We start from the raw sequence: 25,813 nt of genomic DNA on the forward strand, positions 1-25,813 counted from the left end.
ATTCTATCGAGTGATCCCTTCATGGGCACATGGCGAAGGCCCGGGCCTCCCTCACGGGACCCGGGCCTTCACTCATCCGGTCCCCGCGGGCGGAGCCCGCTGGAGGACACAGTCGTCACGCCGCGACCGGGACCTCCGGCGTCGCGCCGCTCGTCGCGGGTGCGAGCGCCAGCTCCAGGACCTGGCGGACGTCGGTCACGGTGTGGACGTCCAGCTTGTCCAGCACCTCGGCCGGGACGTCGTCCAGGTCGGGCTCGTTGCGCTTGGGGATGATCACGGTGGTGACCCCGGCGCGGTGGGCGGCGAGCAGCTTCTGCTTGACGCCGCCGATGGGCAGCACCCGGCCGGTCAGCGAGACCTCGCCGGTCATGGCGACGTCCGTGCGGACCAGGCGGCCGGAGAGGAGGGAGGCGAGGGCGGTGGTCATGGTGATACCGGCGCTCGGGCCGTCCTTCGGGACCGCGCCCGCCGGGAAGTGGATGTGCACCCCGCGGTCCTTCAAGTCGGCCACCGGCAGCTCCAGTTCGGCGCCGTGGCTGCGCAGGAAGCTCAGCGCGATCTGCGCCGACTCCTTCATCACGTCACCGAGCTGACCGGTCAGGGTCAGGCCCGCCGCGCCCGTCTCCGGGTCGGCCAGGGAGGCCTCGACGAAGAGCACGTCGCCGCCCGCGCCGGTGACCGCCAGGCCGGTCGCCACGCCGGGCACGGACGTGCGGCGCTCGGCCGGGTCCTGAGCGGACTCGGGCACGTGATGCGGGCGCCCGATCAGACCGCGCAGGTCCTCCTCGCGGACGGTGAACGGCAGCTCGCGCTCGCCGAGTTCGTGCTGCGCTGCGATCTTGCGGAGCAGCCGTGCGATCGAACGCTCCAGGGTGCGCACGCCCGCCTCGCGGGTGTACTCACCGGCCAGCTTGCGCAGGGCACTCTCGTCCAGGGCGACCTCGTCCGCGCCCAGTCCGGCCCGCTCCAGCTGACGCGGGAGCAGGTGGTCGCGGGCGATGACGATCTTCTCGTCCTCGGTGTAGCCGTCCAGGCGGACGATCTCCATCCGGTCGGCGAGCGCCTCCGGGATGGCCTCCAGGACGTTGGCGGTGGCCAGGAACACCACGTCCGACAGGTCGAGTTCGACCTCCAGGTAGTGGTCACGGAAGGTGTGGTTCTGCGCCGGGTCCAGGACCTCGAGCAGGGCCGCGGCCGGGTCGCCGCGGAAGTCGGAGCCCACCTTGTCGATCTCGTCGAGCAGGACCACCGGGTTCATCGACCCGGCCTCCTTGACGGCCCGCACGATCCGGCCGGGCAGCGCGCCGACGTAGGTACGGCGGTGGCCGCGGATCTCGGCCTCGTCGCGGACGCCGCCGAGGGCGACGCGGACGAACTTGCGGCCCATCGCGTGCGCGACGGACTCGCCGAGGCTGGTCTTGCCGACGCCGGGCGGGCCCACCAGGGCCAGTACGGCACCGCCGCGACGGCCGCCGATGACGCCCAGCCCGCGCTCGCTGCGCCGCTTGCGGACGGCCAGGTACTCGGTGATGCGCTCCTTCACGTCCTCCAGACCGGCGTGCTCGGCGTCCAGGATCGCCTTGGCGCCCTGGATGTCGTAGGCGTCCTCGGTCCGCTCGTTCCAGGGCATCTCCAGGACGGTGTCCAGCCAGGTGCGGATCCAGGAGCCCTCCGGGGACTGGTCGCTGGACCGCTCCAGCTTGTCGACCTCCTTGAGCGCGGCCTCGCGGACCTTCTCCGGCAGGTCGGCGGCCTCGACACGGGCCCGGTAGTCGTCGGACTCCTCGCCGGCCTGTTCGCCGTTCAGTTCGCGCAGTTCCTTGCGGACGGCTTCCAGCTGGCGGCGCAGCAGGAACTCGCGCTGCTGCTTGTCGACGCCCTCCTGGACGTCCTTGGCGATGGTCTCGGCCACCTCCTGCTCGGCGAGGTGGTCGCGGAGCGTCTGCGTGGCGAGCTTCAGCCGGGCCACCGGGTCGGCGGTCTCCAGCAGTTCGACCTTCTGCTCGGTGGTGAGGAACGGCGAGTAGCCGGAGTTGTCGGCGAGCGCGGAGACGTCGTCGATGGCCTGGACGCGGTCCACCACCTGCCAGGCGCCGCGCTTCTTCAGCCAGGTGGTGGCGAGCGCCTTGTACTCCTTGACGAGCTCGGTGACATGGCCCGGCAGCGGGTCCGGGACGCTCTCGTCGATGCGGGCGCCCTCGACCCACAGGGCCGCGCCCGGACCGGTGGTGCCGGCGCCGATGCGCACACGGCTCCGGCCGCGGATCAGAGCCCCCGGGTCGCCGTCGGCCAGCCGGCCGACCTGCTCGACCGTGCCCAGTACACCGGTCTTCGCGTACGTGCCGTCGATGCGTGGCACCAGGAGCACCCTGGGCTTTCCGGGTTCCGAGCGGGCGGCGGCCTGCGCGGCCTCCACCGCGGCCCGTACCTCGGCGTCGCTCAGGTCCAGCGGAACCACCATGCCGGGCAGCACGACCTCGTCGTCGAGCGGCAGCACGGGCAGGGTGAGCGTGAACGCCGGTGACTCAGTAGCCATGATCTCCCCTTCGGCAGTCAAGTTGAGCTATGCCGACTCAACCGTTGGGGGGTGGGCTGGTGTTCCCCTTGTTTGTTCGCTGTGAGCGATCACGTTCGCCTGAAGGGGCGCCTAAAGGGGCGCCTTCTGCCACCGGCGTACGAACGGCCAGCTCGCCACGCCTATCGTCAGCGCGATCAGGTGGCCCCAGTTGGTCATCGGGTCCTCGAAGGCCACCAGGTCGGTCAGGAGTTCACCGGCCGTCAGGGTGAGCAGGGGCCAGCGGAACCAGGGGTTGAGGAGCCCGGAGAGTGCGCCGATGCTGGCTGCCACGCCGAAGCTGATGCCGTAGTCGAGGCGGTGCAGCGAGGTGGGCGGGAGGTGGCCGGCCAGGACGGCCAGGCCCACGGGGATCTCGGTGGCGAGCGTGGCCAGGACGTGCCCGGCGAGGAAGACGCAGGCCGCGCGCCCCCCGCCTATGCGCCGCTCCAGCGCGGTGAGCACCAGCACGAACGCCAGCGCGTACGGCGAGAGGACCCCGCCCGCGATCCACAGCGCACTGGCCAGCAGCACCACCGCGGGCGTGCGCACCAGATGGGCCACGTCCGTACTGGAGGCCTGGTAGAGGGCGTTCACCAGGGCGGGGTCGGCCAGGGCGGCGAACACCGAGGTGACGGCCAGGACGGCGGTGTAGGCGAAGGTGAACGGGGTGCCGAGGGGAGTGGGCAGCAGGCGCCACACCCGCGGCAGCGGAAGCAGGGGGGCAAGCGGGTGCGGTGCGGCCGGGCGCGGGACGGCGACGGCGGGTCCCGGAGCGGGGGGCGCGGCGTGCCGCTGGCGGGGCATGCCGTCCAGCAGGTCCGCGATCGCGGGGACCGGGACGGCGGCGGTGCCGTCCGGGAGGGGCGTGCCCGCAAGGGGCGGGGACGCGGCCGTCACAGGGCCCGTCGCGGTCCGTTCCACGCTGTGGCGCTCCTTCCGTTCCGCCCCACACTTGGGGTTCCGAGGGCCCCTGTCTATGACCGACGCCACGCGAGAGCCGATTCACAGCAACCTCCTACGTTGCCACTGCGTCCGCGTCTCCCACCGCAAGGGTGCACATCAGTGCGACATGCCTAATTCCTGTGAAGGTCAAGGTGTGTTCAAGGAGGATGGGGGCATGACTGCCGCGTATGACTCCCCCGTGGTCCTCGACCGGCGCGACGGCCCGTACGGCGAGGTGGTGCTGCGCCGGCACGGGGCGCTGTTGCAGATCATCGCCAACGGCTGCTTTCTGATGGACACCTCCGACGGGCGCTCGGAGCGGCTGCTGGTCGACGCCGCGCGCCAGGCGCTGGACGGGCGGCCGGAGCCAAAGGTGCTGATCGGCGGGCTGGGAGTGGGATTCTCACTCGCACATGCCGCGGCGGACCCGGCCTGGGGGCGGATCACCGTCGTCGAGCGGGAGCCCGCCGTCATCGACTGGCACCGGGACGGGCCGCTGGCACAGGTCTCCGCCGGAGCGCTCGGCGATCCGCGCACCGAGATCGTGCGGGACGATCTCGTGTCGTTCGTCAATGAGACTTCCGACACGTTCGACGCGCTCTGCCTGGACATCGACAACGGTCCCGGCTGGACCGTCACGGAGGACAACCACACCCTGTACTCGGCGGCCGGACTCGCCGCCTGTGCAAGGGTGTTGAATCCCGGCGGGGTGCTGGCGGTGTGGTCCGCCCAGCCGTCTCCGGAATTTGAAGGTACCTTGCGGAATGCCGGGTTCCAGCAGGTGCGTACCGAAGAGGTGCCGGTTGCCCGGGGCGTTCCGGACGCGGTACACCTCGCCGTCCGACCTGGATAGCGGCGGCGCGGTGGATCCCCGTAATGTGCTGCCCTGACGCGGATCATTCAACGGATCAACCAAGCGTCACTCGCAGACATGGGATCACCCCACTGGTTCCGGAAAGCAACAAGCAGGGGCGGGCGATGGAGCAGACACACACCTCCCAGAGCGGCGCGGCGACGACCACCCCGGGCGCACAGCGCCGGGTGCTGGTCGTCGAGGACGACCCCACGATCGTCGACGCCATCGCGGCCCGGCTGCGCGCCGAGGGATTTCTCGTACAGACCGCGTCGGACGGCCCGGCCGCCGTCGACACGGCCGAGGCCTGGCAGCCCGACCTGCTGATCCTCGACATCATGCTGCCGGGCTTCGACGGCCTGGAGGTCTGCCGGCGGGTGCAGGCGCAGCGCCCGGTGCCGGTGCTGATGCTGACCGCGCGCGACGACGAGACCGACATGCTGGTCGGTCTCGGGGTCGGCGCGGACGACTACATGACCAAGCCGTTCTCCATGCGGGAGCTCGCCGCGCGCGTGCACGTGCTGCTGCGCCGGGTGGAGCGGGCGGCGCTGGCAGCGGCCACCCCGCGCTCCGGCATCCTGCGGCTCGGCGAGCTGGAGATCGACCACGCCCAGCGCCGGGTGCGGGTGAAGTCCGAGGACGTCCACCTCACGCCCACCGAGTTCGACCTGCTGGTGTGCCTGGCGAACACCCCGCGCGCGGTGCTCTCCCGGGAGCAGCTGCTGGCCGAGGTGTGGGACTGGGCGGACGCCTCCGGCACCCGTACGGTCGACAGCCACATCAAGGCGCTGCGCCGGAAGATCGGCGCCGAGCGGATCCGTACCGTGCACGGCGTCGGGTACGCGCTGGAGACGCCCACCCCATGAGCGACGGCGGGCGGCAGGCCGCGCGGAGGAGCCCCGGGGGTGATCCCTGGGGCGGCGTACGCCCGTTCTCGATCAAGACCAAGCTCGGCGCGCTCGTCGTCATCTCGGTGCTGATCACCACCGGTCTGTCGATGATCGCGGTGCACACCAAGACCGAACTGCGCTTCATCACGGTCTTCTCCATGATCGCCACCCTGCTGATCACGCAGTTCGTGGCGCATTCCCTCACCATGCCGCTGGACGAGATGAACGCGGTGGCGCGGTCGATCTCCGAGGGCGACTACACCCGCCGGGTGAGCGAGGGCCGCCGGGACGAGCTGGGCGACCTGGCCCGGACGATCAACGTCATGGCGGACGAGCTGGAGGCCCAGGACAGCCAGCGCAAGGAGCTGGTCGCGAACGTCTCGCACGAGCTGCGCACCCCGATCGCCGGGCTGCGCGCGGTGCTGGAGAACATCGTCGACGGGGTCACCGAGGCCGACCCCGAGACCATGCGGACGGCCCTGAAGCAGACCGAGCGGCTCGGCCGGCTGGTGGAGACCCTGCTGGACCTGTCCCGGCTCGACAACGGCGTCGTACCGCTGAAGATGCGGCGCTTCGAGGTGTGGCCGTATCTCTCGGGCGTGCTGAAGGAGGCCAACATGGTGGCCTCGGCGCGCGCGGGCATCGCCTCCGGCTCCGGCAGCCACACCCGTACCGACGTCCATCTGCACCTGGACGTCTCCCCGCCGGAGCTGACCGCGCACGCGGATCCCGAGCGCATCCACCAGGTCGTCGCCAACCTGATCGACAACGCCGTCAAGCACAGCCCGCCGCACGGCCGGGTGACGGTGCGGGCGCGGCGCGGGCCACGGCCGGAGTCGCTGGAGCTGGAGGTCCTGGACGAGGGTCCCGGCATCCCCCGGTCGGAGTGGCACCGGGTGTTCGAGCGGTTCAACCGGGGTGCGGTGACGCGGCCGCACGGGCCGGGCAGCGACGGCGGCACCGGGCTCGGCCTGGCGATCGCCCGCTGGGCGGTGGATCTGCACGGTGGCCGGATCGGTGTGGCCGAATCCGAGCGGGGCTGCCGGATCATCGTCACCCTTCCGGGACTGTCTTCCGTCTCAGGTTGACGTAAAGTTCGAACCGGAAGCACAAGATCCACGAGCGTCCGCGCGCCTGCCGTGCAGCTGGACACGTGTGATCGGGAGCAGGCCCGCGCGATCGGTCGAACGCACACGCGCCGGGCCGGGGCCGGTGCACCCTCCCCTCTGCGGAACCACGCTTGTTTCCCGCCATATCAAGCCCTGAAACAAGATTTCCGATGTGACTTACGCGACGATGACCTTGCTCGACCTGACCTTCCCGGCCAGGGAGGCGTAGCCTTTATTTCCGCTGTCCATCACCTTGTGAAGCGGAAGAGGGCGGTTGCCGCCGTGTCGCCACAGTCCCCCAGTAACCCGAGCGTCTCCACCGACGACCAAGCCGGGAAGAACCCCGCTGCCGCGTTCGGTCCGAACGAGTGGCTCGTCGACGAGATCTATCAGCAGTACCTCCAGGACCCGAATTCGGTCGACCGCGCCTGGTGGGACTTCTTCGCCGATTACAAGCCGGGGGCTCCTGCCACCCCGGCTGCGGCGGGTACTGCGGCCGCGGGGGCCGCAGAGACCACCTCCCCCACGGCCGCTCCGGCCCAGCCCGCGGTTCCCCCGGCCCAGCCGGCCGCTCCGGCCCCGCAGGCCGCCGCTCCGGCCGCTCCGAAGCCCGCCGCGGCTCCGGCCCCCGCCCCGGCCAAGCCGGCGACGCCCGCACAGGCGCCGGCTCAGCCGAAGCAGGCCGCCCCCGCCGCGAAGGCTCCCGAGGCCCCCGAGGGCCCGGAGCTGATCACGCTGCGCGGTCCGGCCGCCGCGGTCGCGAAGAACATGAACGCCTCGCTGGAGCTGCCGACCGCCACCTCGGTCCGCGCGGTCCCGGTGAAGCTGCTGTTCGACAACCGCATCGTCATCAACAACCACCTCAAGCGCGCCCGCGGCGGGAAGATCTCCTTCACGCACCTCATCGGGTACGCGATGGTGCAGGCCATCAAGGCCATGCCGTCGATGAACTGGTCGTTCGGCGAGAAGGACGGCAAGCCGACCCTCGTCAAGCCGCCGCACGTCAACCTCGGCCTGGCCATCGACCTGGTGAAGCCCAACGGCGACCGCCAGCTCGTCGTGGCCGCCATCAAGAAGGCCGAGACGCTGAACTTCTTCGAGTTCTGGCAGGCCTACGAGGACATCGTCCGCCGCGCCCGTGACGGCAAGCTGACGATGGACGACTTCACCGGCGTGACGGTCTCCCTGACCAACCCCGGCGGCCTCGGCACCGTCCACTCGGTCCCGCGCCTGATGCCCGGCCAGTCCGTGATCATGGGCGTCGGCTCCATGGACTACCCCGCGGAGTTCCAGGGCACCAGCCAGGACACCCTGAACAAGCTCGGCATCTCGAAGGTCATGACGCTCACGTCGACCTACGACCACCGGGTGATCCAGGGCGCCGCCTCCGGCGAGTTCCTGCGCCAGGTCGCGAACCTGCTGCTCGGCGAGAACGGCTTCTACGACGACATCTTCGAGGCGCTGCGCATCCCCTACGAGCCAGTCCGCTGGCTCAAGGACATCGACGCCAGCCACGACGACGACGTCACCAAGGCCGCCCGCGTCTTCGAGCTGATCCACTCCTACCGGGTCCGCGGCCACGTCATGGCCGACACCGACCCGCTGGAGTACCGCCAGCGCAAGCACCCCGACCTGGACATCGTCGAGCACGGCCTCACCCTGTGGGACCTGGAGCGCGAGTTCGCCGTCGGCGGCTTCGCCGGCAAGTCGATGATGAAGCTGCGCGACATCCTCGGCGTGCTGCGCGACTCGTACTGCCGCACCACCGGCATCGAGTTCATGCACATCCAGGACCCCAAGCAGCGCAAGTGGATCCAGGACCGCGTCGAGCGCGGCCACTCCAAGCCGGAGCGCGAGGAGCAGCTGCGCATCCTGCGCCGGCTGAACGCGGCGGAGGCCTTCGAGACCTTCCTGCAGACCAAGTACGTCGGCCAGAAGCGGTTCTCGCTGGAGGGCGGCGAGTCCGTCATCCCGCTGCTCGACGCGGTCATCGACTCCGCGGCCGAGTCCCGCCTGGACGAGGTCGTCATCGGCATGGCCCACCGCGGCCGCCTGAACGTGCTGGCCAACATCGTCGGCAAGTCGTACGCGCAGATCTTCCGCGAGTTCGAGGGCAACCTCGACCCGAAGTCGATGCACGGCTCCGGCGACGTGAAGTACCACCTGGGCGCCGAGGGCACCTTCACCGGCCTCGACGGCGAGCAGATCAAGGTCTCCCTGGTCGCCAACCCCTCGCACCTGGAGGCGGTCGACCCGGTCCTGGAGGGCGTCGCCCGCGCCAAGCAGGACATCATCAACAAGGGCGGCACCGACTTCACGGTCCTGCCGGTGGCGATCCACGGCGACGCGGCCTTCGCGGGCCAGGGCGTGGTGGCCGAGACCCTGAACATGTCGCAGCTGCGCGGCTACCGCACCGGCGGCACCGTCCACATCGTCATCAACAACCAGGTCGGCTTCACCGCGGCACCCGAGTCCTCGCGTTCCTCCATGTACGCGACGGACGTGGCCCGCATGATCGAGGCCCCGATCTTCCACGTGAACGGCGACGACCCGGAGGCCGTGGTCCGCGTCGCGCGGCTCGCCTTCGAGTTCCGCCAGGCGTTCAACAAGGACGTGGTGATCGACCTCATCTGCTACCGCCGCCGCGGTCACAACGAGTCGGACAACCCGGCCTTCACCCAGCCGCTGATGTACGACCTGATCGACAAGAAGCGCTCGGTGCGCAAGCTCTACACCGAGTCCCTGATCGGTCGCGGCGACATCACCCTGGAAGAGGCCGAGCAGGCCCTGCAGGACTACCAGGGCCAGCTGGAGAAGGTCTTCACCGAGGTCCGCGAGGCCACCTCGCAGCCGGCCGCCGTCGACGCCCAGGCGCCGCAGGACGGCTTCCCGGTCGCGGTCCCGACCGCGGTCTCCGCCGAGGTCGTCAAGCGGATCGCCGAGTCCCAGGTCAACATCCCGGAGAACATCACCGTCCACCCGCGTCTGCAGCCGCAGCTGCAGCGCCGTGCGGCGATGGTCGAGGACGGCACGATCGACTGGGGCATGGGCGAGACCCTCGCCATCGGCTCGCTGCTCCTGGAGGGCACCCCGGTCCGCCTCGCGGGCCAGGACTCCCAGCGCGGCACCTTCGGCCAGCGGCACGCGGTGCTGATCGACCGGGAGACCGGCGAGGAGTACACCCCGCTGCAGTACCTCTCCGAGGACCAGGCCCGGCTCAACGTCTACAACTCCCTGCTCTCCGAGTACGCGGCGATGGGCTTCGAGTACGGCTACTCGCTGGCCCGCCCCGAGTCGCTCGTGATGTGGGAGGCGCAGTTCGGTGACTTCACCAACGGCGCGCAGACGGTCGTCGACGAGTTCATCTCCTCGGCCGAGCAGAAGTGGGGCCAGACGTCCGGCGTCGTCCTGCTCCTGCCGCACGGCTACGAGGGCCAGGGCCCGGACCACTCGTCCGCCCGCCCGGAGCGGTTCCTGCAGCTCTGCGCCCAGAACAACATGACGGTCGCCATGCCGACGCTGCCGTCGAACTACTTCCACCTCCTGCGGTGGCAGGTGCACAACCCGCACCACAAGCCGCTGATCGTCTTCACCCCGAAGTCGATGCTGCGTCTGAAGGCCGCGGCCTCGAAGGCGGAGGAGTTCACCAGCGGCGAGTTCCGCCCGGTCATCGGCGACAGCTCGGTCGACCCGGCCGCCGTCCGCAAGGTCGTCTTCTGCGCGGGCAAGGTCTACTACGACCTGGAGGCCGAGCGGCAGAAGCGGGGCGCGACGGACACCGCGATCATCCGTATCGAGCGGCTGTACCCGCTGCCGGGTGCCGAGCTCCAGGCGGAGATCAAGAAGTACCCGAACGCCGAGAAGTACCTGTGGGCGCAGGAGGAGCCGGCGAACCAGGGTGCGTGGCCGTTCATCGCCCTCAACCTGATCGACCACCTGGACCTGGCGGTCGGCGCGGACGTCCCGCACGGCGAGCGGCTGCGGCGCATCTCGCGTCCGCACTCCTCGTCCCCGGCCGTCGGCTCCGCCAAGCGGCACCAGGCCGAGCAGGAGCAGCTGGTGCGTGAGGTGTTCGAGGCCTAGGCCTCCGGCGGCCCAGCCGCCCCTCAGGGCCCGGTACCGAGCTTCGGCTCGCTACCGGGCCCTTCGCCTGTCCGTGCCGGGGCAGGGACACGGCCGGTTAACCTTGACGAGTACGTTCCTTTCCCCCAGTGGAGCATCCCTTGTACTTCACCGACCGAGGCATCGAAGAACTGGAGAAGCGGCGCGGCGAAGAGGAGGTCACCTTCGAGTGGCTGGCCGAGCAGCTGCGGACGTTCGTCGATCTGAACCCGGACTTCGAGGTGCCGGTGGAGCGGCTGGCGACGTGGCTGGCTCGGCTGGACGACGAGGACGACGAGTAGTCGGGACGGCTCGGGTCCGCTAGTCGGGACCACTCGGGTCCGCAGGGTGGGGCGCCTTCATGGCGCCCCTTTCGCGTGTACGGCCGCGTGTACGGCGCCCCTTTCCGGCCGCCGTCCCCCGAAAGGGTGTCTTGACTTCCAGCGGCCGCGATATATCGTGTTTCTCGGTAGACGCGATATGGCGTGTCGCGTTCCGTGATCCTGCCCGGCCGAGGAGGTCCCCCATGCCCGAGTGGTCCGTCAACGAGCCCCGGAAGCTGACGTTCGACACCCGCGTGAGCGACCTCCAGGTCCGCATCGTCAACGGAACGGTGAACGTGGTGGGCACGGACGAGGGTTCCGCCCGCCTCGAGATCTCGGACATCGAAGGGCCACCCCTGGTGGTCACCCAGCAGGGCGACACCCTCACGGTGGCCTACGACGACCTGCCCTGGAAGGGCTTCCTCAAGTGGCTCGACCGCAAGGGATGGCGGCGCAGCGCGGTCGTCTCCCTGGCCGTCCCCGCCGACACGCGCGTGGAGGTGGGTGTGGTCGGCGCCGGCGCGGTCGTCTCCGGCATCCGCGGCCCGGCGGTGGTCAAGGGAGTGACCGGTGACACGACCCTGGTCGGCGTCTCGGGCCCGGTCCGCGCGGACACCGTGTCGGGGAACGTGGAAGCCCAGGCGGTCACCGGCGACCTGCGGTTCAACTCGGTCTCGGGAGACCTGACGGTGGTCGAGGGCTCCGGCCGGTCCGTGCGCGCCGACTCCGTCAGCGGCTCCATGATCGTGGACCTGGACCCGGACGGCCCGACGGAGGTCAGCCTCACCAGCGTCTCCGGCGAGATCGCCATCCGCCTGCCGCACCCGGCGGACGCCGAGGTGGAGGCGAACACCGCGAGCGGCACGATCTCCAACGCCTTCGACGGACTGCGGGTGCACGGCCAGTGGGGCGCCCACAAGATCACCGGCCGCCTCGGCGCGGGCACGGGCAGGCTCCGGGCGACCACCGTCTCCGGCTCGATCGCCCTGCTGCGCCGCCCGCCGCGCGAGGACGAGGCGGACGCCCCGTGGGAGTCCGGGCCCGCTGAGCCCTCCGCGCCCCCGCGGAACCCCGGCACCGCCCCCGCCGCGGACAGCCCGGCCGCCGCGGGGGAGAATTACTTCTCCGGCCTGGGCGCCGACGCCTCCGACGGCACCGGCGCCCAGGCCGACGGCACGACCGACAAGAAGGTGCTCTGACATGCCCCCCGTCTTCGCCCATGGGCGCCTCCGCCTGTACCTGCTCAAGCTGCTCGACGAGGCCCCGCGCCACGGCTACGAGGTGATCAGGCTCCTCGAGGAACGCTTCCAGGGCCTGTACGCCCCTTCGGCGGGTACGGTCTACCCGCGGCTGGCCAAGCTGGAGGCCGAGGGCCTGGTCAGGCACACCACCGAGGGCGGCCGCAAGGTCTACGCCATCACGGACGCGGGCCGCGCCGAACTGGCCGAGCGCAGCGGCGAGTTGGACGATCTGGAGCTGGAGATCCGCGAGTCGGTCGCGGAACTGGCCGCCGAGATAAGGGCCGACGTACGCGGCGCGGCCGGCGACCTGCGCCGTGAGATGCGTGCCGCCGCCTCCGAGGCCCGCCGGAGCCCGAAACCGGGGGCCGGCGCGGCGGGACCCTTCGCGGAGTACGGCGACGTGACCGACAAGGAGGCCTGGCGGGCCGCGAAGGAGGAGATGCGCCGGGTCAAGCAGGAGTGGAAGGAGCAGACCCGCCGCGCCAAGGACGAGAGCCGCCGGGCCCGTGAGGAGGCCCAGCGGGCCCGCCGCCAGGCCCAGGAGGCGCAGGCGCGGGCGCGGGCCCAGGCGCAGGAGGAGATGCAGCGCATCGCCCGCCAGGTCCAGGACCGCGTCCAGGACCACTTCGCCCAGGGCGACTGGCCGACGGGCGTGCGCGAGGGCCTGTCCGAACTGGCCAGGGAGCTCGGCGACTTCGGCAAGTACTGGGGCTCCCCCCGCACCTCCGCGGAACCGGCCCCGAAGCCCGCCGCGGCACCGCCGGACGCGCACTACGTCCCCGCGGACGAGGCCTTCCCGGCCGAGTACGAACCCACCTGGGCCCACGAGGAGTCCACCGGCGACCCGGCCCGCGACCTGGACCGCCTCCTGGACCGCTTCCGCGACGACATCCGCGACGCGGCCCGCGACCACGGAGTCACCCCCACCCAGCTCCGGGACGCCCGCCGCCACCTGTCCACGGCGGCGGCCCACATCGGCGCGATACTCCGCCGCCCGAAGGTCTGAGCCCGAGGCCAGGAGGCAGCGCCCGGCACCCCGCCGGGCGCTGCCACAAGACCCGGCAGGAGTCGCCGGACCGTGCCTCCTGGGGCCAGGTCAGCCGTTGGTGAGCACGATCTTGCCGAACTGCTCACCGGATGCGAGCCGCTCGAAGCCCTCGCGGGCGCGGTCCAGCGGCAGTTCCTCGTCGATGACGGGCCGCACCCCGGTGGCGGCGCAGAAGGAGAGCAGGTCCTCCAGCTCCTCCTTGGTGCCCATGGTGGAGCCGACGACCTTCAGCTCGAGGAAGAAGATCCGGGTCAGCTCGGCATGCGAGGGCCGGTCGCCGCTGGTGGCACCGGAGATGACGATCGTGCCGCCGGGCCGCAGTGACTTCACCGAGTGGGACCAGGTCGCGGCGCCGACGGTCTCGATGACGGCGTCCACCCGCTGCGGCAGCCGCGCCCCCGGCTCCACCGCCTCCACGGCGCCCAGCTCCACGGCCCGCTTCCGCTTGGCCTCGTCCCGGCTGGTCGCGAAGACGCGCAGCCCCGCCGCCCTGCCGAGCACGATCGCGGCCGTGGCGACACCGCCGCCCGCGCCCTGCACGAGGACCGAGTCACCGGGCCGTACCCCGGCGTTGGTGAACAGCATCCGGTAGGCCGTCAGCCAGGCCGTCGGCAGGCAGGCCGCCTCGGCGAAGGACAGTTCCCTGGGCTTGGGCAGTACGTTCCAGGTCGGCACGGCGACCTGCTCGGCGAAGGTGCCCTGGTAGCGCTCGGTGAGGATGGAGCGCGGCTCGTTCGGGCCGACGCCGTGGCCGGTCTGGCCGATGACGGAGTGCAGGACGACCTCGTTGCCGTCCTCATCGACGCCGGCGGCGTCGCAGCCGAGGATCATCGGCAGCCGGTCCTCCGGGAGGCCGACGCCCCTGAGGGACCAGAGGTCGTGGTGGTTGAGGGAGGCGGCGCGCACCGTGATGGTGCTCCAGCCGGGCCGGGCCTCGGGAGCCGGGCGCTCCCCCAACTCCAGGCCGGTGAGCGGCTGGTCGCGGTCGATTCGGGCGGCGTAGACAGCGAACATGCAGCCGACGATAGGGGCGCTGATCAGCCGACGGAACCAGACGGCCCTGTGACACATGCCCTCTTGCGCAACGGCACCCACACAGCGCAGCGGGTCACCGCCCCTCGCTGGGCGGGCGGGAAAGAAGAATGGCCCCGCCCGAACGGACGGGGCCATTCAACGCAACGTCAGCGACGAGCAACGCCCTCGGCCCGCGCCGCAGCCGCAACCGCCGCCGTCACCGCGGGAGCGACCCGCTCGTCGAACGGCGAGGGAATCACATAGTCGGCGGCGAGATCGTCGCCCACCACCGCGGCCAGGGCCTCGGCCGCCGCGATCTTCATTCCCTCGGTGATCCGGGTGGCCCGCACCTGCAGCGCGCCCGCGAAGATGCCCGGGAACGCCAGCACGTTGTTGATCTGGTTCGGGAAGTCCGAACGCCCGGTGGCGACGACCGCCGCGTACTTGTGCGCGACGTCCGGGTGGACCTCGGGGTTCGGGTTGGCCATCGCGAACACGAAGGCGCCCTCGGCCATGGAGGCGACGGCCTCCTCGGGGACCGTACCGCCGGAGACACCGATGAAGACGTCCGCGCCCGCGAGCGCGTCCTCCAGCGAGCCGGTGATGCCGGCCTTGTTGGTGAAGCCCGCGAGCTCCCGCTTGACCGGGGTCAGGTCCTCCCGGTCGGCCGACACGACGCCCTTGCGGTCCGCCACGGCCACGTCCCCGATGCCGGCCTCGACGAGCATCTTGGCGATGGCCACGCCGGCCGCGCCGGCGCCCGAGATGACGGCCCGGAGCTGCCCGATCTCACGGCCGCTGAGCCGCGCCGCGTTCCGCAGCGCCGCGAGCGTCACGACGGCCGTACCGTGCTGGTCGTCGTGGAAGACCGGGATGTCCAGGCGCTCCTGGAGCCGGCGCTCGATCTCGAAGCACCGGGGTGCCGAGATGTCCTCGAGGTTCACTCCGCCGAAGGACGGGGCGAGCCGGACCACGGTCTCGACGATGTCGTCCACGTCGGTGCAGTCGAGCGCGATCGGGACCGCGTCGACGCCGCCGAACTGCTTGAACAGGATCGCCTTGCCCTCCATCACGGGGAGGGAGGCCTGGGGACCGATGTCCCCGAGTCCGAGCACGGCCGTACCGTCGGTCACGACGGCGACCACGGAGGACTTCCATGTGTAGTCGTTGACCAGCTCCGGCTGTTCCGCGATCGCGGTGCACACGCGCGCGACGCCGGGCGTGTACGCGAGGGAAAGGTCGTCCTTGTCGCGGACCGGCACGGTGGCCTGCACGGCCATCTTGCCGCCGCGGTGCAGCGCGAACGCGGGATCGAAGGAATCGAGGGGCTCGGCCCCGCCGTCCTGATCCGTTTTGTTGTCGCTGCGAGGATTGACGATCTCCGCTGCCACTTTGTTTTACCCCTTAGGTATGCATGGTTTGAGGGTCGACCACTCCTGGTGAGGGGTGGGCGGGCACCGCGTACCGCCCGATTGCTGATACGTACGGGCCATACGCGACGGGCGCGCCGCACACGCGCCCTGAGCCCCGGATGAGGGGTGTAAAGAACCTTCATACCGGACGGACGGCACCCACGACGAGTCCATTAGGTGCAAGGTCACACCGGGGAACCGGAGAGCCACTGCAAGATGACTCGTGGCTGACAACCGCGCCGAGCACACGGAGACGCTGGTAGGCGGACGACCGCGCTGACCACATCGTGAGATGCGCCGAAGATTTTCCGGCCGGAAGGCTGGATTCCCGCAGATGGTTCGGTGGTGAACGACCAAGGATGTACCGACCTGATGCGGTTCGGGGGTGACCCGTTATCCGATTTTGACATGAGCGGGCCCCTGAACGGCGTAGTCCGAATGGCAAGATGCGGTAAACCCGCGAGGTCGCGACACCCGAAGGTGTGTGTTCTCGCCGACCCATCGCACCTCTTCCCATCAGCCGGAGGAACCACGATGACCGCAAGCTCCACCCGTCGTACGACCGCCGCACGCTCCCGTCTGGCAGCGGCAGGTGCGATCGCGGTCGCGGGCGCCCTGCTGCTCACCGGCTGCGGTGACCAGACCAAGGACAAGAGCAAGGACTCCGGCGCCTCCGTCAGCAGCGCCCCCCTCGCCGGCAAGCTCCCCAAGGAGATCCGGGACAAGGGCAGGATCGAGGTCGGCTCGGACATCGCGTACGCCCCGGTGGAGTTCAAGGACTCCTCCGGCAAGGCCGTCGGCCTGGACCCGGACCTCGCCGCGGCGATGGGCAAGCAGCTCGGCGTGACGCTGGAGTTCCAGAACGGCACCTTCGACGCCCTGCTCACCGGTCTGCGCTCGGGCCGCTACGACATAGCCATGTCGGCCATGACCGACAACAAGAACCGCCAGAACGGCGTCGACCCGGACACGGGCAAGAAGGTCGGCGAGGGCGTCGACTTCGTCGACTACCTGACCGCCGGTGTCTCCATCTACACCCGCAAGGGCGACACCCAGGGCATCAACGGCTGGTCGGACCTGTGCGGCAAGAAGATCGCCGTGGAGCGCGGCACCGTCTCGGAGGACCTGGCCAAGCAGGAGGCCAAGAAGTGTCCGAGCGGCAAGAAGCTCACCATCGAGCCCTTCGACGACGACCAGCAGTCGCAGACCCGGCTGCGCTCCGGCGGTGTGGACGCGGCCTCCTCCGACTTCCCGGTCGCCGCGTACGCGGTGAAGACCTCCGGCGGCGGCAAGGACTTCCAGATCGTCGGCCAGCAGGTCGAGGCGGCCCCGTACGGCATCGCCGTGGCCAAGAAGGACACTCAGCTGCGCGACGCGCTGCAGGCCGCGATGAACGCGATCATCCAGAACGGCGAGTACGCGAAGATCCTCCAGAAGTGGGGCGCCCAGGACGGCGCCGTCAAGGAGTCCGTCGTCAACGGCGGCAAGTGACCCGCGAAGCGGCAGAAGCGGCCACTGAGAGGCAACACGCGTGACTGACATCGAGAAGACGGCCGGGGAAGGCGCCGGGGAGGACGCCGGGGCGAACCCCGCTCCCCCGGCCGCCCGTCCCGAGACCATCCGGGCCATCCCGGTCCGGCACTACGGCCGATACGTTTCGGCCCTCATCGCCATCGCGCTCCTCGTCGCGATCGTCTACGCCTTCAGCCAGGGCAGGATCAACTGGCATGCGGTACCGGAGTACTTCTTCGACCACCGGATCATGACCGGCGTCGGCAAGACGCTCCTGCTGACGGTCCTGTCGATGCTGATCGGCATCGTGCTCGGCATCGTCCTCGCGGTGATGCGGCTGTCGAAGAACCCGGTGACCTCGTCGATCGCCTGGTTCTACATCTGGTTCTTCCGCGGCACCCCGGTCCTGGTCCAGCTGTTCCTGTGGTTCAACCTGGGCCTGGTCTTCGAGTACATCAACCTGATGCCGTTCTACAAGGACTACTGGTCGAACTTCATGACGCCGCTGCTGACGGCGCTGCTCGGCCTGGGTCTGAACGAGGCCGCGTACATGGCCGAGATCTGCCGTGCGGGCCTGCTCGCGGTGGACGAGGGCCAGACCGAGGCGGCCCACGCGCTGGGCATGAGCCACGGCCGGACGCTGCGCCGGGTGATCATCCCGCAGGCGATGCGGGTGATTGTGCCGCCGACCGGCAACGAGGTCATCAACATGCTGAAGACGACCTCGCTCGTGGCGGCCGTCCAGTATCCCGAGCTGTTCCGCTACGCCCAGGACATCGGCCAGAACTCCGGCGCCCCGGTGGAGATGTACTTCCTCGCCGCGGCCTGGTACCTGATCATGACCTCGGTGCTGAGCGTCGGCCAGTACTACATCGAGCGCTACTACGCCCGCGGCTCCAGCCGCCAGCTGCCGCCGACCCCGTGGCAGAAGGTGAGGGCGAACATGTTCTCCCTGGGCCGTCCGAAGGGAGCGGTGAGCGCATGACCGACAAGCTGAGCAAGACGCAGGACACGCCGCCGCAGGACACCCCGCCGGCGGGCAGGGCCCCGATGGTCAGGGCGCAGGGCGTGCACAAGTCCTTCGGCCATGTCGAGGTGCTCAAGGGCATAGACCTGGAGGTGAAGCCGGGCGAGGTGTTCTGCCTGATCGGCCCCTCCGGCTCCGGCAAGTCGACCTTCCTGCGCTGCATCAACCACCTGGAGAAGATCAACGCCGGCCGGCTGTACGTCGACGGCGAGCTGGTCGGCTACCGCCAGAAGGGCGACAAGCTGTACGAGCTGAAGGACAGCGAGGTCGCGCGCAAGCGCCGGGACATCGGCATGGTCTTCCAGCGCTTCAACCTGTTCCCGCACATGACGGCCGTGGAGAACGTCATGGAGGCGCCGGTGCAGGTCAAGGGCGTGAGCAAGGCGCAGGCCCGGGAGCGGGCCATGCAGCTGCTGGAGCGTGTGGGCCTGGCCGACCGGGCCGGGCACTACCCCTCGCAGCTCTCCGGCGGTCAGCAGCAGCGGGTGGCGATCGCCCGGGCCCTCGCGATGGACCCGAAGCTGATGCTGTTCGACGAGCCGACCTCGGCCCTGGACCCGGAGCTGGTCGGTGACGTCCTGGACGTCATGCGGGACCTGGCCGAGTCCGGCATGACCATGGTCGTCGTCACGCACGAGATGGGCTTCGCCCGTGAGGTGGGCGACAGCCTGGTCTTCATGGACGAGGGCGTGGTGGTCGAATCGGGCCATCCGCGCGATGTCCTGACGAACCCTCGGCACGAGCGGACGCAGTCGTTCCTGTCGAAGGTTCTCTGACCGGGTGTCAGTGAGGGGCGGTACGGTTTTTCCGTACCGCCCTTTTCGCCCGCCTCAGCCACCCCCTTGCCTCACCTGCCTCACCTACTTCAGCTACTTCACGGCGAGCAGCAGCGTGTCCGACGGCGAGCACCACACCGGCCGGGCCTCGCCGAAGCCCCGCGCCAGCAGAGTGCGCGCGTGCCACGCCGCCGACGGCACGTCCCCGTCGGCGTGCTCGCCGTAGATCTCGAAGCGACGCGCCGTCTGCTCGGCGAGGACCGGGTCCGCCGCCGCGAGCCGCCACCATTCGGACCAGTCCAGGACACCGTCCCGCTTGGCCTGATCCATGCGGGCGTGCCGCTGGGCGCGCTCGGCCGCGTTGATCCGGGGCGTGCTGTCGTCGATCATGTGGTCCGCGTTCATGAAGACACCGCCGTCGCGGACCAGCTCCGCGACCTGACCGTAGAGGGCCGCGAGGGGTTCGCTGTGCAGCCAGTGCAGGGCCGTGGCGGTCAGGACGGCGTCGTAGGAGTCGTACGGCAGCCTCGCCGGCCACTCGGGGTCCTTGAGGTCGGCCTCGACAAGAGTGACCCGCTCATCGCCGTCGAAGGTGCCGCGGGCGATGGCGAGCAGGGCCGGGTCGAGGTCGACGCCGGTGCTGGTGGCCGCCGGGAAGCGCGTCAGCAGCCGGGCGGTGATGCTGCCGGTGCCGCAGGCGAGGTCGAGCACCCGTGGAGCCGTGCCCACGAGCGCCTCGGCCATGTCGAGCATGATCCGGAAGCGTTCCTCCCGGTCCGGCATGTACCACTCCTGCTGCCGGTCCCAGCTCTCCTGCCACGCGGCCCAGTCGGTGCCCGTGCTCGTCGTCATGAAGTCTGTCCCCCTCGTCTGCGTAATACCCTGGAAGCACGACCGGCTGTTACCCGACCGCAGACACGACCATAAAGCGCCCCCGTAAGGACTACAAGTGGAACTGGCCTATTACTCGGATTACGCCGTCCGTCTCGTCAACAGCGAGGAACCGGCCCGGGGCAAGGACTCGCTGACCTCGGTCGAGGCCGTCCGCGACCTGTTCGGCGCCAACGCCTCGGCGGCCCGCCGCGCCACGGACGCCGATGTCACGCGCTTCCGCTCGGTGCGGGCACGGCTGCGCGCGGTCTTCGAGGCGGCCGACAAGGGCGACGAGACGCTGGCCGTGGACCTGCTGAACTCCCTGCTGCTCGAGTTCCCGGTGTCGCCGCAGATCTCCGGCCACGACTTCCGGGACGAGGACGGCCGCCCGCTGTGGCACATGCACCTGGCCGACCACCCGTCGAACGCCACGGCGGGCTACGCGGCGATCGCCGCGATGGGCCTGGCCTTCCACCTCACCGAGTACGGCGTCGACCGCCTCGGCCTGTGCGAGGCCGCCCCCTGCCGCAACGCCTACCTCGACACCTCCACCAACCGCTCCCGGCGCTACTGCTCCGACCGCTGCGCGACCCGCGCGAACGTGGCCGCCTACCGCGCCCGCAAGCGCCTGGAGGCCGACCGGTCGGGCAGCAGCGGCCTGGCCGCCGAGAGCGCCCAGCGCGCCAGTGCCAGCGGCGAGCGCTGACCGGCGGGCAGCGGCCGGTACCGGAAGCGGGCGCGCCCGAGAATGAGCTCGTCCGGCACGACCCCGTAATCGGTGCTGTCCCCGCCCGCGTACGGGTTGTCCCCGAGCACCCACCAGCCGCCGTCGCGCCGCTCCACGGCCCGCTTGACGACGAGCAGGTCCTGCTGGAACGGATGACGCAGGACGACGACGTCCCCCGCCCTGACCGACGCGCCGTACCGCACCAGCAGCAGGTCACCGTGACGCAGCGTGGGCACCATGGACGGCCCGGTCACTTCCGCCACCCCGAAGGGCGCCCCGGCCCTCCCCCGCTCGGTCTCCTGCGACAGCTCCGGCATCCCCGGCACCTCCCCGGTCCGTTCCTCCACCAGTCTCAGTCTGACCCTGGACTTTTGTCCTAAGCCCTAGGGGGCACCCGAGAAATCGCCTTGCTCAGGGAGTAATGTCGCACCTGAGAAGACGATCACGAGGAAGGAATGCTCCATGCTTTCCCGCCTGTTTGCCCCCAAGGTCAAGGTCAGCGCCCACTGCGACCTGCCCTGCGGCGTCTATGACCCGGCCCAGGCCCGCATCGAGGCGGAGTCGGTGAAGGCCGTCCAGGAGAAGATGGCCGGTAACGACGACCCCCACTTCCAGGCACGCGCCACCGTCATCAAGGAGCAGCGCGCGGAGCTCGCGAAGCACCACGTCTCCGTGCTCTGGAGCGACTACTTCAAGGCCCCGCACTTCGAGAAGTACCCGGAGCTGCACCAGCTGGTCAACGACACCCTGAAGGCCCTCTCGGCCGCCAAGGCGTCCACCGACCCGGCGACGGGCCAGAAGGCGCTGGACTACATCGCCCAGATCGACAAGATCTTCTGGGAGACCAAGAAGGCCTGAGGCCTTCTGCCCTGCTTGCACAGGGGCCTGGCCGGTCACTCCGGCCGGGCCTCTTTGCTGCCTGCACGCGGACAGCTCCAGCCTGCCCGCAGGTGTGCTCGTCCCTCAGCGACGGCAGACGAGGATGCCGCCCAGGCACGTGACCTCGAAGACGCGACACCGGCGAGGATGCCAGGAGCGATGTCCAGGCGCAGCAGAGTCAGGTCGGGCCGGTCCTGGCGGAGCCGCTGGATGAACTTGCCGTTGCCGCAGCCGACATCGACCACGCACCCGTTCACGCCCCTCAGCTGCTCGGCGACGATGCCCGGCAGGTCGTAACGGGGGGTCTGCCATTGACGGAGCAACTGGCGGGTCGCCAGGTCCCGGTCACCGCTGTAGGGCACTTCCGGCGAGACGGTCCCGGTCGGTGACGGCGGCGTCGTGTGCGGCGGACAGTTCGGTCCCGTCGGCAACTCCAGAGGGCGGGCGGCGGGTGCCGCCGCGAGGACGGCCGTGTGCTGGAGTCGTTCGCGCAGGTGTACGGCCTGCGCGGCTCCACCGTACTGCGGCCCGCTCAGCTCCTGCCCCAGAGCGGTGAGCCGACGCACGACGCTGGCCGACATGCGCTCTGGCAGGGAGCCGAGGACGAAACCGAGCATCGCCTCGGTATGAGACCTGCGAGGTGAGGATCAAGCGGGTCACCGAGCACTCCGACTTCGAAGCCCTGCTCGACGGCGAGGGACGCGCCCGGCTCCGGCGGAACCGCTGGCCGCCCTTCCGCAGTCCGGAGTGACGAGCGAGATCCGCCCGCAGCGTTCCACTCGGATGGTCAGACCATGCCTGACTCGTAGGCGGCGATGACGAGTTGGACTCGATCGCGGGCGTCGAGCTTGGTCAGCAGACGCGCCACGTGACTCTTGGTGGTGGCCATGCTGATGTACAGGTGGGCGGCGATCTCGGCGTTGGACATGCCGCGTCCGATCAGGGCCAGCACTTCGCGTTCGCGGCCGGTGATCCCCTTGATCTCACGTCGGCGTCGGGCGGGGACGGCACCCCGGCCGGTGAACTCTTGGATCAGGCGGCGAGTGACCCCGGGGGCGATCAGGGCGTCACCGGCGGCGACGACGCGGACCGCCGCCACGATGTCGTCCAGCATCATGTCCTTGATCAGGAAGCCGCTCGCGCCGGCGTGCAGCGAGGCGTAGACGTTCTCGTCGTCGTCGAAGGTGGTGAGGACGACCACGCTCGCCGAGGTTCCTGCCTTGATGAGCCGGGTGGCCTCGATGCCGTCCATGACGGGCATCCGGATGTCCATCACGACGACGTCGGGATGGAGATCGGTGGCCAACTGGACCGCCGCGGCGCCGGTCCCGGCTTCGCCGACGATCTCGATGTCCGGGATGTCGTTGATCAGCATGCGCAGTCCGGCGCGGACTACCGGCTGGTCGTCGGCGAGCAGCACACGGATCGTCATATGGGCAGCCTAGCCACGACCCGGAAGCCGCCTTCGGTCCGCGGTCCGGAGCTGAAGTGGCCGCGAAGCAGGGCGATGCGCTCGCGCATTCCGGTGACTCCGTAGCCGCTACGCGGGTTCGTGGTCGCCCTTGCGAGTCCGTCGTCGGTGATCTCGACGGACAGCTCCTCCTCCTCGTACTCGACGCGGACGAGGCAGTGGGCGGCTTCGGCGTGACGTACGACGTTGGTCACCGACTCCTGGATGACGCGGTAGGCGGCGAGCTCGATCTCGGGGGTGAGCGGGCGTCGTCGGCCATGCCACTGCACCTCGACCCGCACCCCGGCGTCCGCCGCCGTCGCCGCCAGCCGGTCGACGTCCTCCAAGCCCGGCGCCGGGGTGGATGACGCTGGTTCCGATTCGGCCTCGCGCAGGACGCCGAGCATGCGCCGCAGCCCGGTCAGCGTCTCCCGACTGGTCTGCTCGATGATGCCCAGCGCCTCGCGCACACCGTCCGGCTGGCTGTCGACGGCTCGCTTCGCCGCACCGGCTTGGATCGCGATGGCACCGATGCTGTGGGCCACCATGTCGTGCATCTCCCGGGCGATCCGCAGCCGCTCGGCCTGGACCGCCTGCGTCGCGGCCTGTGCTCGCAGGGCCTCGGCGTGGTCCTGCCGCAGTCGGATCCAACTGCCGAGGATCCAGGCGCCGGCAGTGGCCACGACGAGGACCGACCACGGACCGGTGAGGACCTCGAAGGCCCCAGCTCCCGGGGCGAAGGCCGTCGCGGCCAGCACCCACACGGCCAGCACGCCGGCCACCGCGCCGGCGGCGGCCCGGCGCGAACGGGTGACGGCTATATAGAAGACCAGGACGTCTGCTGCGAGGAACAGTGGCCACGTCGTATCCCCGCACATCCGGGCCACGACCGCTTCGGTCAGCAGCACCGCAAGGACTGGCAACGGTCGGCGACTCGCCCAGCCGGCCGGCCATGCCATCAGCAGAGCCATCCCCGCCAAGGCCCACCGCCCGATGTGAACGAAGTGACCGGACGGCAGGAAGACCGGGTGCGCGGGCTGAGGCATCGCGGTGTACAGAACCAGCGCGAACACAGGGACGGCGCACCAGCCGAGTGCCGTCAGCGGGTCCGGCGGCAACCGGCGCAGCAAGGCCGCGGGCGTAAGGAGGCGTGGTCGCACCCGGCGATGCTATCCACCGCGGTCGACGGTGGTATCGGACCGTGGTCTGCATCCCGTGGGCTGACAAGGCGGGAGCCCGCGGACCGATGTGACACGACCCGGTCGCCGACAGCCTGGGAGGCGTGATCGAAATCAACCAGCTGACCAAGCGCTACGGCAGCGTACTGGCCGTCGACAGTCTGACCTTCTGTGTCCGACCCGGGCAGGTGACCGGGTTCCTTGGTCCCAATGGCGCCGGCAAGACCACCACGATGCGCATGCTTCTCGGCCTGAACGCCCCCACCAGTGGCACCGCGACCATCAACGGCCGTCGCTTCCAGGACTTCGGTACCGGCCTGTGCCACGTCGGGGCCCTGCTGGACGCGGGCGACGTCCACCGGGGACGCACCGCGAAGGCACACCTGGCGGCACTGGCCCGCAGCAACGGCCTGCCACGCCGCCGGGTCCACGAGGTGCTTGAGATGGTAGGTCTGGGCGAGGCAGGCCGTCGGCGGGTCGGCGGGTTCTCGCTCGGCATGCGCCAACGTCTGGGGATCGCCACCGCCCTGCTCGGTGATCCCCCGGTCCTGCTCTTCGACGAACCCATCAACGGCCTTGACCCCGAGGGCATCCGGTGGGCTCGCGAGCTGTTCCGTCGCCTGGCCGGCGAGGGACGTACCGTCTTTGTCTCCAGCCACCTGATGAGCGAGATGGAGCACACCGCCGACCATCTCGTCGTCGTCGGCGGGGGCAGGCTGCTCGCCGACGAGTCCCTCGCCGACTTCGCCGCCCGCGCCACCACCGCGGGCGTCACCGTGCGAACGCCCGATCCGGCTGTGCTGGGCGAGGTGCTGCGCACCGCGGGAGCCTCGGTGCTGTCGCAGGGCCGCGACGGCCTCACCGTGACCGGCCTCACCGCGGCTCGCATCAACGAACTCGCCTTCACCCACCGTGTCCTGGTCCACGAGGTCGCCGCGCACGACGGAACGCTGGAGGACGCCTTCATGGAACTGACAGCCGCCAGCGTCCAGTACCGCGCCTCAGCCACGCCCGAGAGGAGCACGGACCGATGACCGCCCTGTCAACGCCCCCCACAGCTGCCACCCGACGCGGCGCTGCCGGACCTGCCCGCTGGCGCGATCTGCTCGGCGCCGAGTGGCTCAAACTCTGGTCGCTGCGCTCGACCCCCATCGTGCTGGGCGTCCTCCTCGTCTTCTACCTCTACCTGGCCTACCGCGCCGCTCAGCTCGCCCACGACTCCTATCCGACGTGGCCCGCCTTCGCCAAGCTCGACCCCGACCCCGCGCACGATGCCTTCGACTTCCCGAAGTTCCTCCTGCTCATGGCAACCGCCGGCACGATCGGCGCGATGAACGTCGCCGGTGAACACGCGAGCGGACTGATCCGCACCACCCTCATCGCTGTGCCGGCCCGAGGCCGCGTGATGCTCGCCAAGGTCACGGTGGTGAGCGCCGTGCTGGCCGTCCTCGGCCTGCTCATCGGCATCGGGTGCTGGGGCATCACCCTGGCCGTCATCTCGGACCGGATCACCGGCTTCTCCTTCGTCACCCCCGGCATCTGGCGTCTCATCGCAGGCACCACGGTCATGGTCCCGGCCTGCGGCCTGATCGGCATGGCCGCCGCCACACTCATCCGCAACACGGCCGGCACCGTCTTCGCCGTCCTCGTCTTCTTCCTCGTCGGTCCACTGGCCGTCAAGGCACCCCTCCCCCTGCTGTCCGCCGATCAGCGGGCAGATCTGGGCAACGCCCTTCCCGCATACGCCTGGGGCCGCCTGACCATCATGAGCCACGGTCGCCTCGTCGAACACGTCTCCTCCATCCCGGCGGCCTGGATCTCGCTCACCGTCTGGGCCGTCGTCTCGGTCGCCATCACAGTGACGGTCCTGCGCCACCGCGACGTGTGACGGCGCCACCGAC

Annotated in this window: 23 protein-coding genes; 14 read left to right on the forward strand and 9 right to left on the reverse strand. The window is 70.3% G+C overall.

The window, feature by feature from the left end:
* Positions 1-115 precede the first annotated feature (115 nt).
* Complete coding sequence (gene lon / locus FB563_RS07735; RefSeq protein ID WP_055705283.1) at positions 116-2,536, reverse strand: endopeptidase La; 2,421 nt, start codon at positions 2,534-2,536, stop codon at positions 116-118.
* Positions 2,537-2,647: 111 nt separating this feature from the next.
* Complete coding sequence (locus FB563_RS07740; protein WP_055705282.1) at positions 2,648-3,478, reverse strand: rhomboid-like protein; 831 nt, start codon at positions 3,476-3,478, stop codon at positions 2,648-2,650.
* A gap of 196 nt (positions 3,479-3,674) precedes the next feature.
* Here FB563_RS07740 and FB563_RS07745 point away from each other — a divergent pair, with 196 nt between their 5' ends.
* From FB563_RS07745 to FB563_RS07775, 7 genes are all read left to right on the forward strand, one after another.
* Positions 3,675-4,352 carry a spermine/spermidine synthase domain-containing protein gene (locus FB563_RS07745; protein WP_055705281.1) on the forward strand — a complete coding sequence of 226 codons (678 nt, stop codon included), beginning with the start codon at positions 3,675-3,677 and terminating at the stop codon, positions 4,350-4,352.
* 125 nt (positions 4,353-4,477) lie between these two features.
* Entirely contained in the window at positions 4,478-5,218 is a 741-nt protein-coding gene (locus FB563_RS07750; RefSeq protein WP_031163266.1) for a response regulator transcription factor, read from the forward strand.
* Complete coding sequence (locus tag FB563_RS07755) at positions 5,215-6,330, forward strand: sensor histidine kinase (protein ID WP_055705280.1); 1,116 nt, start codon at positions 5,215-5,217, stop codon at positions 6,328-6,330. Before FB563_RS07750 ends, FB563_RS07755 begins: the two co-directional genes overlap by 4 nt.
* A gap of 303 nt (positions 6,331-6,633) precedes the next feature.
* Positions 6,634-10,434: a multifunctional oxoglutarate decarboxylase/oxoglutarate dehydrogenase thiamine pyrophosphate-binding subunit/dihydrolipoyllysine-residue succinyltransferase subunit gene (locus FB563_RS07760; RefSeq protein WP_142218555.1), complete on the forward strand. Its 3,801-nt coding sequence runs from the start codon at positions 6,634-6,636 to the stop codon at positions 10,432-10,434.
* 140 nt (positions 10,435-10,574) lie between these two features.
* The gene (locus FB563_RS07765; RefSeq protein WP_003992906.1) at positions 10,575-10,754 is read left to right on the forward strand and encodes a DUF6104 family protein; all 180 of its coding nucleotides are present in this window, start codon (positions 10,575-10,577) and stop codon (positions 10,752-10,754) included.
* 224 nt (positions 10,755-10,978) lie between these two features.
* Positions 10,979-11,974: a DUF4097 family beta strand repeat-containing protein gene (locus FB563_RS07770; protein WP_055708515.1), complete on the forward strand. Its 996-nt coding sequence runs from the start codon at positions 10,979-10,981 to the stop codon at positions 11,972-11,974.
* A gap of 1 nt (position 11,975) precedes the next feature.
* Entirely contained in the window at positions 11,976-13,022 is a 1,047-nt protein-coding gene (locus FB563_RS07775) for a PadR family transcriptional regulator (protein ID WP_055708516.1), read from the forward strand.
* Positions 13,023-13,112: 90 nt separating this feature from the next.
* On the opposite strand, the gene FB563_RS07780 is transcribed toward FB563_RS07775, so the two are convergent.
* Together FB563_RS07780 and FB563_RS07785 are read right to left on the reverse strand one after the other, a co-directional pair.
* Positions 13,113-14,078 carry a zinc-binding dehydrogenase gene (locus FB563_RS07780; RefSeq protein ID WP_055708517.1) on the reverse strand — a complete coding sequence of 322 codons (966 nt, stop codon included), beginning with the start codon at positions 14,076-14,078 and terminating at the stop codon, positions 13,113-13,115.
* Positions 14,079-14,245: 167 nt separating this feature from the next.
* Positions 14,246-15,469: an NAD(P)-dependent malic enzyme gene (locus FB563_RS07785; RefSeq protein ID WP_055708518.1), complete on the reverse strand. Its 1,224-nt coding sequence runs from the start codon at positions 15,467-15,469 to the stop codon at positions 14,246-14,248.
* Positions 15,470-16,024: 555 nt separating this feature from the next.
* On the opposite strand from FB563_RS07785, the gene FB563_RS07795 reads away from it, so the two are divergent.
* From FB563_RS07795 to FB563_RS07805, 3 genes are all read left to right on the forward strand, one after another.
* Positions 16,025-16,981 (forward strand): ABC transporter substrate-binding protein, encoded by a 957-nt coding sequence (locus FB563_RS07795; protein ID WP_055708519.1) that lies wholly within the window; start codon positions 16,025-16,027, stop codon positions 16,979-16,981.
* A gap of 40 nt (positions 16,982-17,021) precedes the next feature.
* Positions 17,022-17,987, forward strand: coding sequence for an amino acid ABC transporter permease (locus tag FB563_RS07800; protein WP_055708520.1), 966 nt, complete (start codon positions 17,022-17,024; stop codon positions 17,985-17,987).
* A 65-nt stretch (positions 17,988-18,052) separates the two neighbouring features.
* Entirely contained in the window at positions 18,053-18,805 is a 753-nt protein-coding gene (locus FB563_RS07805; protein WP_055708531.1) for an amino acid ABC transporter ATP-binding protein, read from the forward strand.
* A gap of 93 nt (positions 18,806-18,898) precedes the next feature.
* Here FB563_RS07805 and FB563_RS07810 read toward each other — a convergent pair whose 3' ends face one another.
* Positions 18,899-19,657 carry a class I SAM-dependent methyltransferase gene (locus FB563_RS07810; protein WP_055708521.1) on the reverse strand — a complete coding sequence of 253 codons (759 nt, stop codon included), beginning with the start codon at positions 19,655-19,657 and terminating at the stop codon, positions 18,899-18,901.
* Positions 19,658-19,754: 97 nt separating this feature from the next.
* On the opposite strand from FB563_RS07810, the gene FB563_RS07815 reads away from it, so the two are divergent.
* Positions 19,755-20,384 carry a CGNR zinc finger domain-containing protein gene (locus tag FB563_RS07815; protein WP_055708522.1) on the forward strand — a complete coding sequence of 210 codons (630 nt, stop codon included), beginning with the start codon at positions 19,755-19,757 and terminating at the stop codon, positions 20,382-20,384.
* On the opposite strand, the gene sodX is transcribed toward FB563_RS07815, so the two are convergent.
* A complete protein-coding gene (sodX, locus tag FB563_RS07820; protein ID WP_055708532.1) occupies positions 20,288-20,722 on the reverse strand; it encodes a nickel-type superoxide dismutase maturation protease in 435 nt (144 codons plus the stop codon). The genes FB563_RS07815 and sodX overlap by 97 nt on opposite strands.
* Before the next feature lie 145 nt (positions 20,723-20,867).
* Between sodX and sodN the strand changes: the two genes are divergently transcribed.
* Positions 20,868-21,263, forward strand: a complete 396-nt coding sequence (sodN, locus tag FB563_RS07825) for a superoxide dismutase, Ni (RefSeq protein WP_014674929.1) — start codon at positions 20,868-20,870, stop codon at positions 21,261-21,263.
* 35 nt (positions 21,264-21,298) lie between these two features.
* Here sodN and FB563_RS43940 read toward each other — a convergent pair whose 3' ends face one another.
* The 3 genes from FB563_RS43940 to FB563_RS07850 form a co-directional block, all read right to left on the reverse strand.
* Positions 21,299-21,901, reverse strand: coding sequence for a class I SAM-dependent methyltransferase (locus tag FB563_RS43940; protein WP_234357889.1), 603 nt, complete (start codon positions 21,899-21,901; stop codon positions 21,299-21,301).
* Positions 21,902-22,071: 170 nt separating this feature from the next.
* Positions 22,072-22,716: a response regulator gene (locus FB563_RS07845; protein WP_055708523.1), complete on the reverse strand. Its 645-nt coding sequence runs from the start codon at positions 22,714-22,716 to the stop codon at positions 22,072-22,074.
* Positions 22,713-23,894 (reverse strand): sensor histidine kinase, encoded by a 1,182-nt coding sequence (locus FB563_RS07850; protein WP_055708524.1) that lies wholly within the window; start codon positions 23,892-23,894, stop codon positions 22,713-22,715. Before FB563_RS07850 ends, FB563_RS07845 begins: the two co-directional genes overlap by 4 nt.
* Positions 23,895-24,016: 122 nt before the next feature.
* Between FB563_RS07850 and FB563_RS07855 the strand changes: the two genes are divergently transcribed.
* Together FB563_RS07855 and FB563_RS07860 are read left to right on the forward strand one after the other, a co-directional pair.
* Positions 24,017-24,946, forward strand: a complete 930-nt coding sequence (locus FB563_RS07855; protein WP_199832930.1) for an ABC transporter ATP-binding protein — start codon at positions 24,017-24,019, stop codon at positions 24,944-24,946.
* On the forward strand, positions 24,943-25,800 hold the full coding sequence (locus FB563_RS07860) for an ABC transporter permease (RefSeq protein ID WP_055708526.1): 858 nt from the start codon (positions 24,943-24,945) through the stop codon (positions 25,798-25,800). Before FB563_RS07855 ends, FB563_RS07860 begins: the two co-directional genes overlap by 4 nt.
* Positions 25,801-25,813 lie beyond the last annotated feature (13 nt).

Source organism: Streptomyces puniciscabiei, from assembly GCF_006715785.1.
Taxonomy (GTDB): Bacteria; Actinomycetota; Actinomycetes; order Streptomycetales; family Streptomycetaceae; genus Streptomyces; species Streptomyces puniciscabiei.

Bases quoted from the DNA above. Each gene is read 5' to 3' on its own strand.
- FB563_RS07845 (WP_055708523.1), bottom strand. From the start codon at position 22,716: ATGACGATCCGTGTGCTGCTCGCCGACGACCAGCCGGTAGTCCGCGCC.
- FB563_RS07750 (WP_031163266.1), top strand. From the start codon at position 4,478: ATGGAGCAGACACACACCTCCCAGAGCGGCGCGGCGACGACCACCCCG.
- FB563_RS07745 (WP_055705281.1), top strand. From the start codon at position 3,675: ATGACTGCCGCGTATGACTCCCCCGTGGTCCTCGACCGGCGCGACGGC.
- FB563_RS07805 (WP_055708531.1), top strand. From the start codon at position 18,053: ATGGTCAGGGCGCAGGGCGTGCACAAGTCCTTCGGCCATGTCGAGGTG.
- FB563_RS43940 (WP_234357889.1), bottom strand. From the start codon at position 21,901: ATGCTCGGTTTCGTCCTCGGCTCCCTGCCAGAGCGCATGTCGGCCAGC.
- FB563_RS07775 (WP_055708516.1), top strand. From the start codon at position 11,976: ATGCCCCCCGTCTTCGCCCATGGGCGCCTCCGCCTGTACCTGCTCAAG.
- sodN (WP_014674929.1), top strand. From the start codon at position 20,868: ATGCTTTCCCGCCTGTTTGCCCCCAAGGTCAAGGTCAGCGCCCACTGC.
- sodX (WP_055708532.1), bottom strand. From the start codon at position 20,722: ATGCCGGAGCTGTCGCAGGAGACCGAGCGGGGGAGGGCCGGGGCGCCC.
- FB563_RS07810 (WP_055708521.1), bottom strand. From the start codon at position 19,657: ATGACGACGAGCACGGGCACCGACTGGGCCGCGTGGCAGGAGAGCTGG.
- lon (WP_055705283.1), bottom strand. From the start codon at position 2,536: ATGGCTACTGAGTCACCGGCGTTCACGCTCACCCTGCCCGTGCTGCCG.
- FB563_RS07770 (WP_055708515.1), top strand. From the start codon at position 10,979: ATGCCCGAGTGGTCCGTCAACGAGCCCCGGAAGCTGACGTTCGACACC.
- FB563_RS07795 (WP_055708519.1), top strand. From the start codon at position 16,025: ATGACCGCAAGCTCCACCCGTCGTACGACCGCCGCACGCTCCCGTCTG.
- FB563_RS07780 (WP_055708517.1), bottom strand. From the start codon at position 14,078: ATGTTCGCTGTCTACGCCGCCCGAATCGACCGCGACCAGCCGCTCACC.
- FB563_RS07860 (WP_055708526.1), top strand. From the start codon at position 24,943: ATGACCGCCCTGTCAACGCCCCCCACAGCTGCCACCCGACGCGGCGCT.
- FB563_RS07755 (WP_055705280.1), top strand. From the start codon at position 5,215: ATGAGCGACGGCGGGCGGCAGGCCGCGCGGAGGAGCCCCGGGGGTGAT.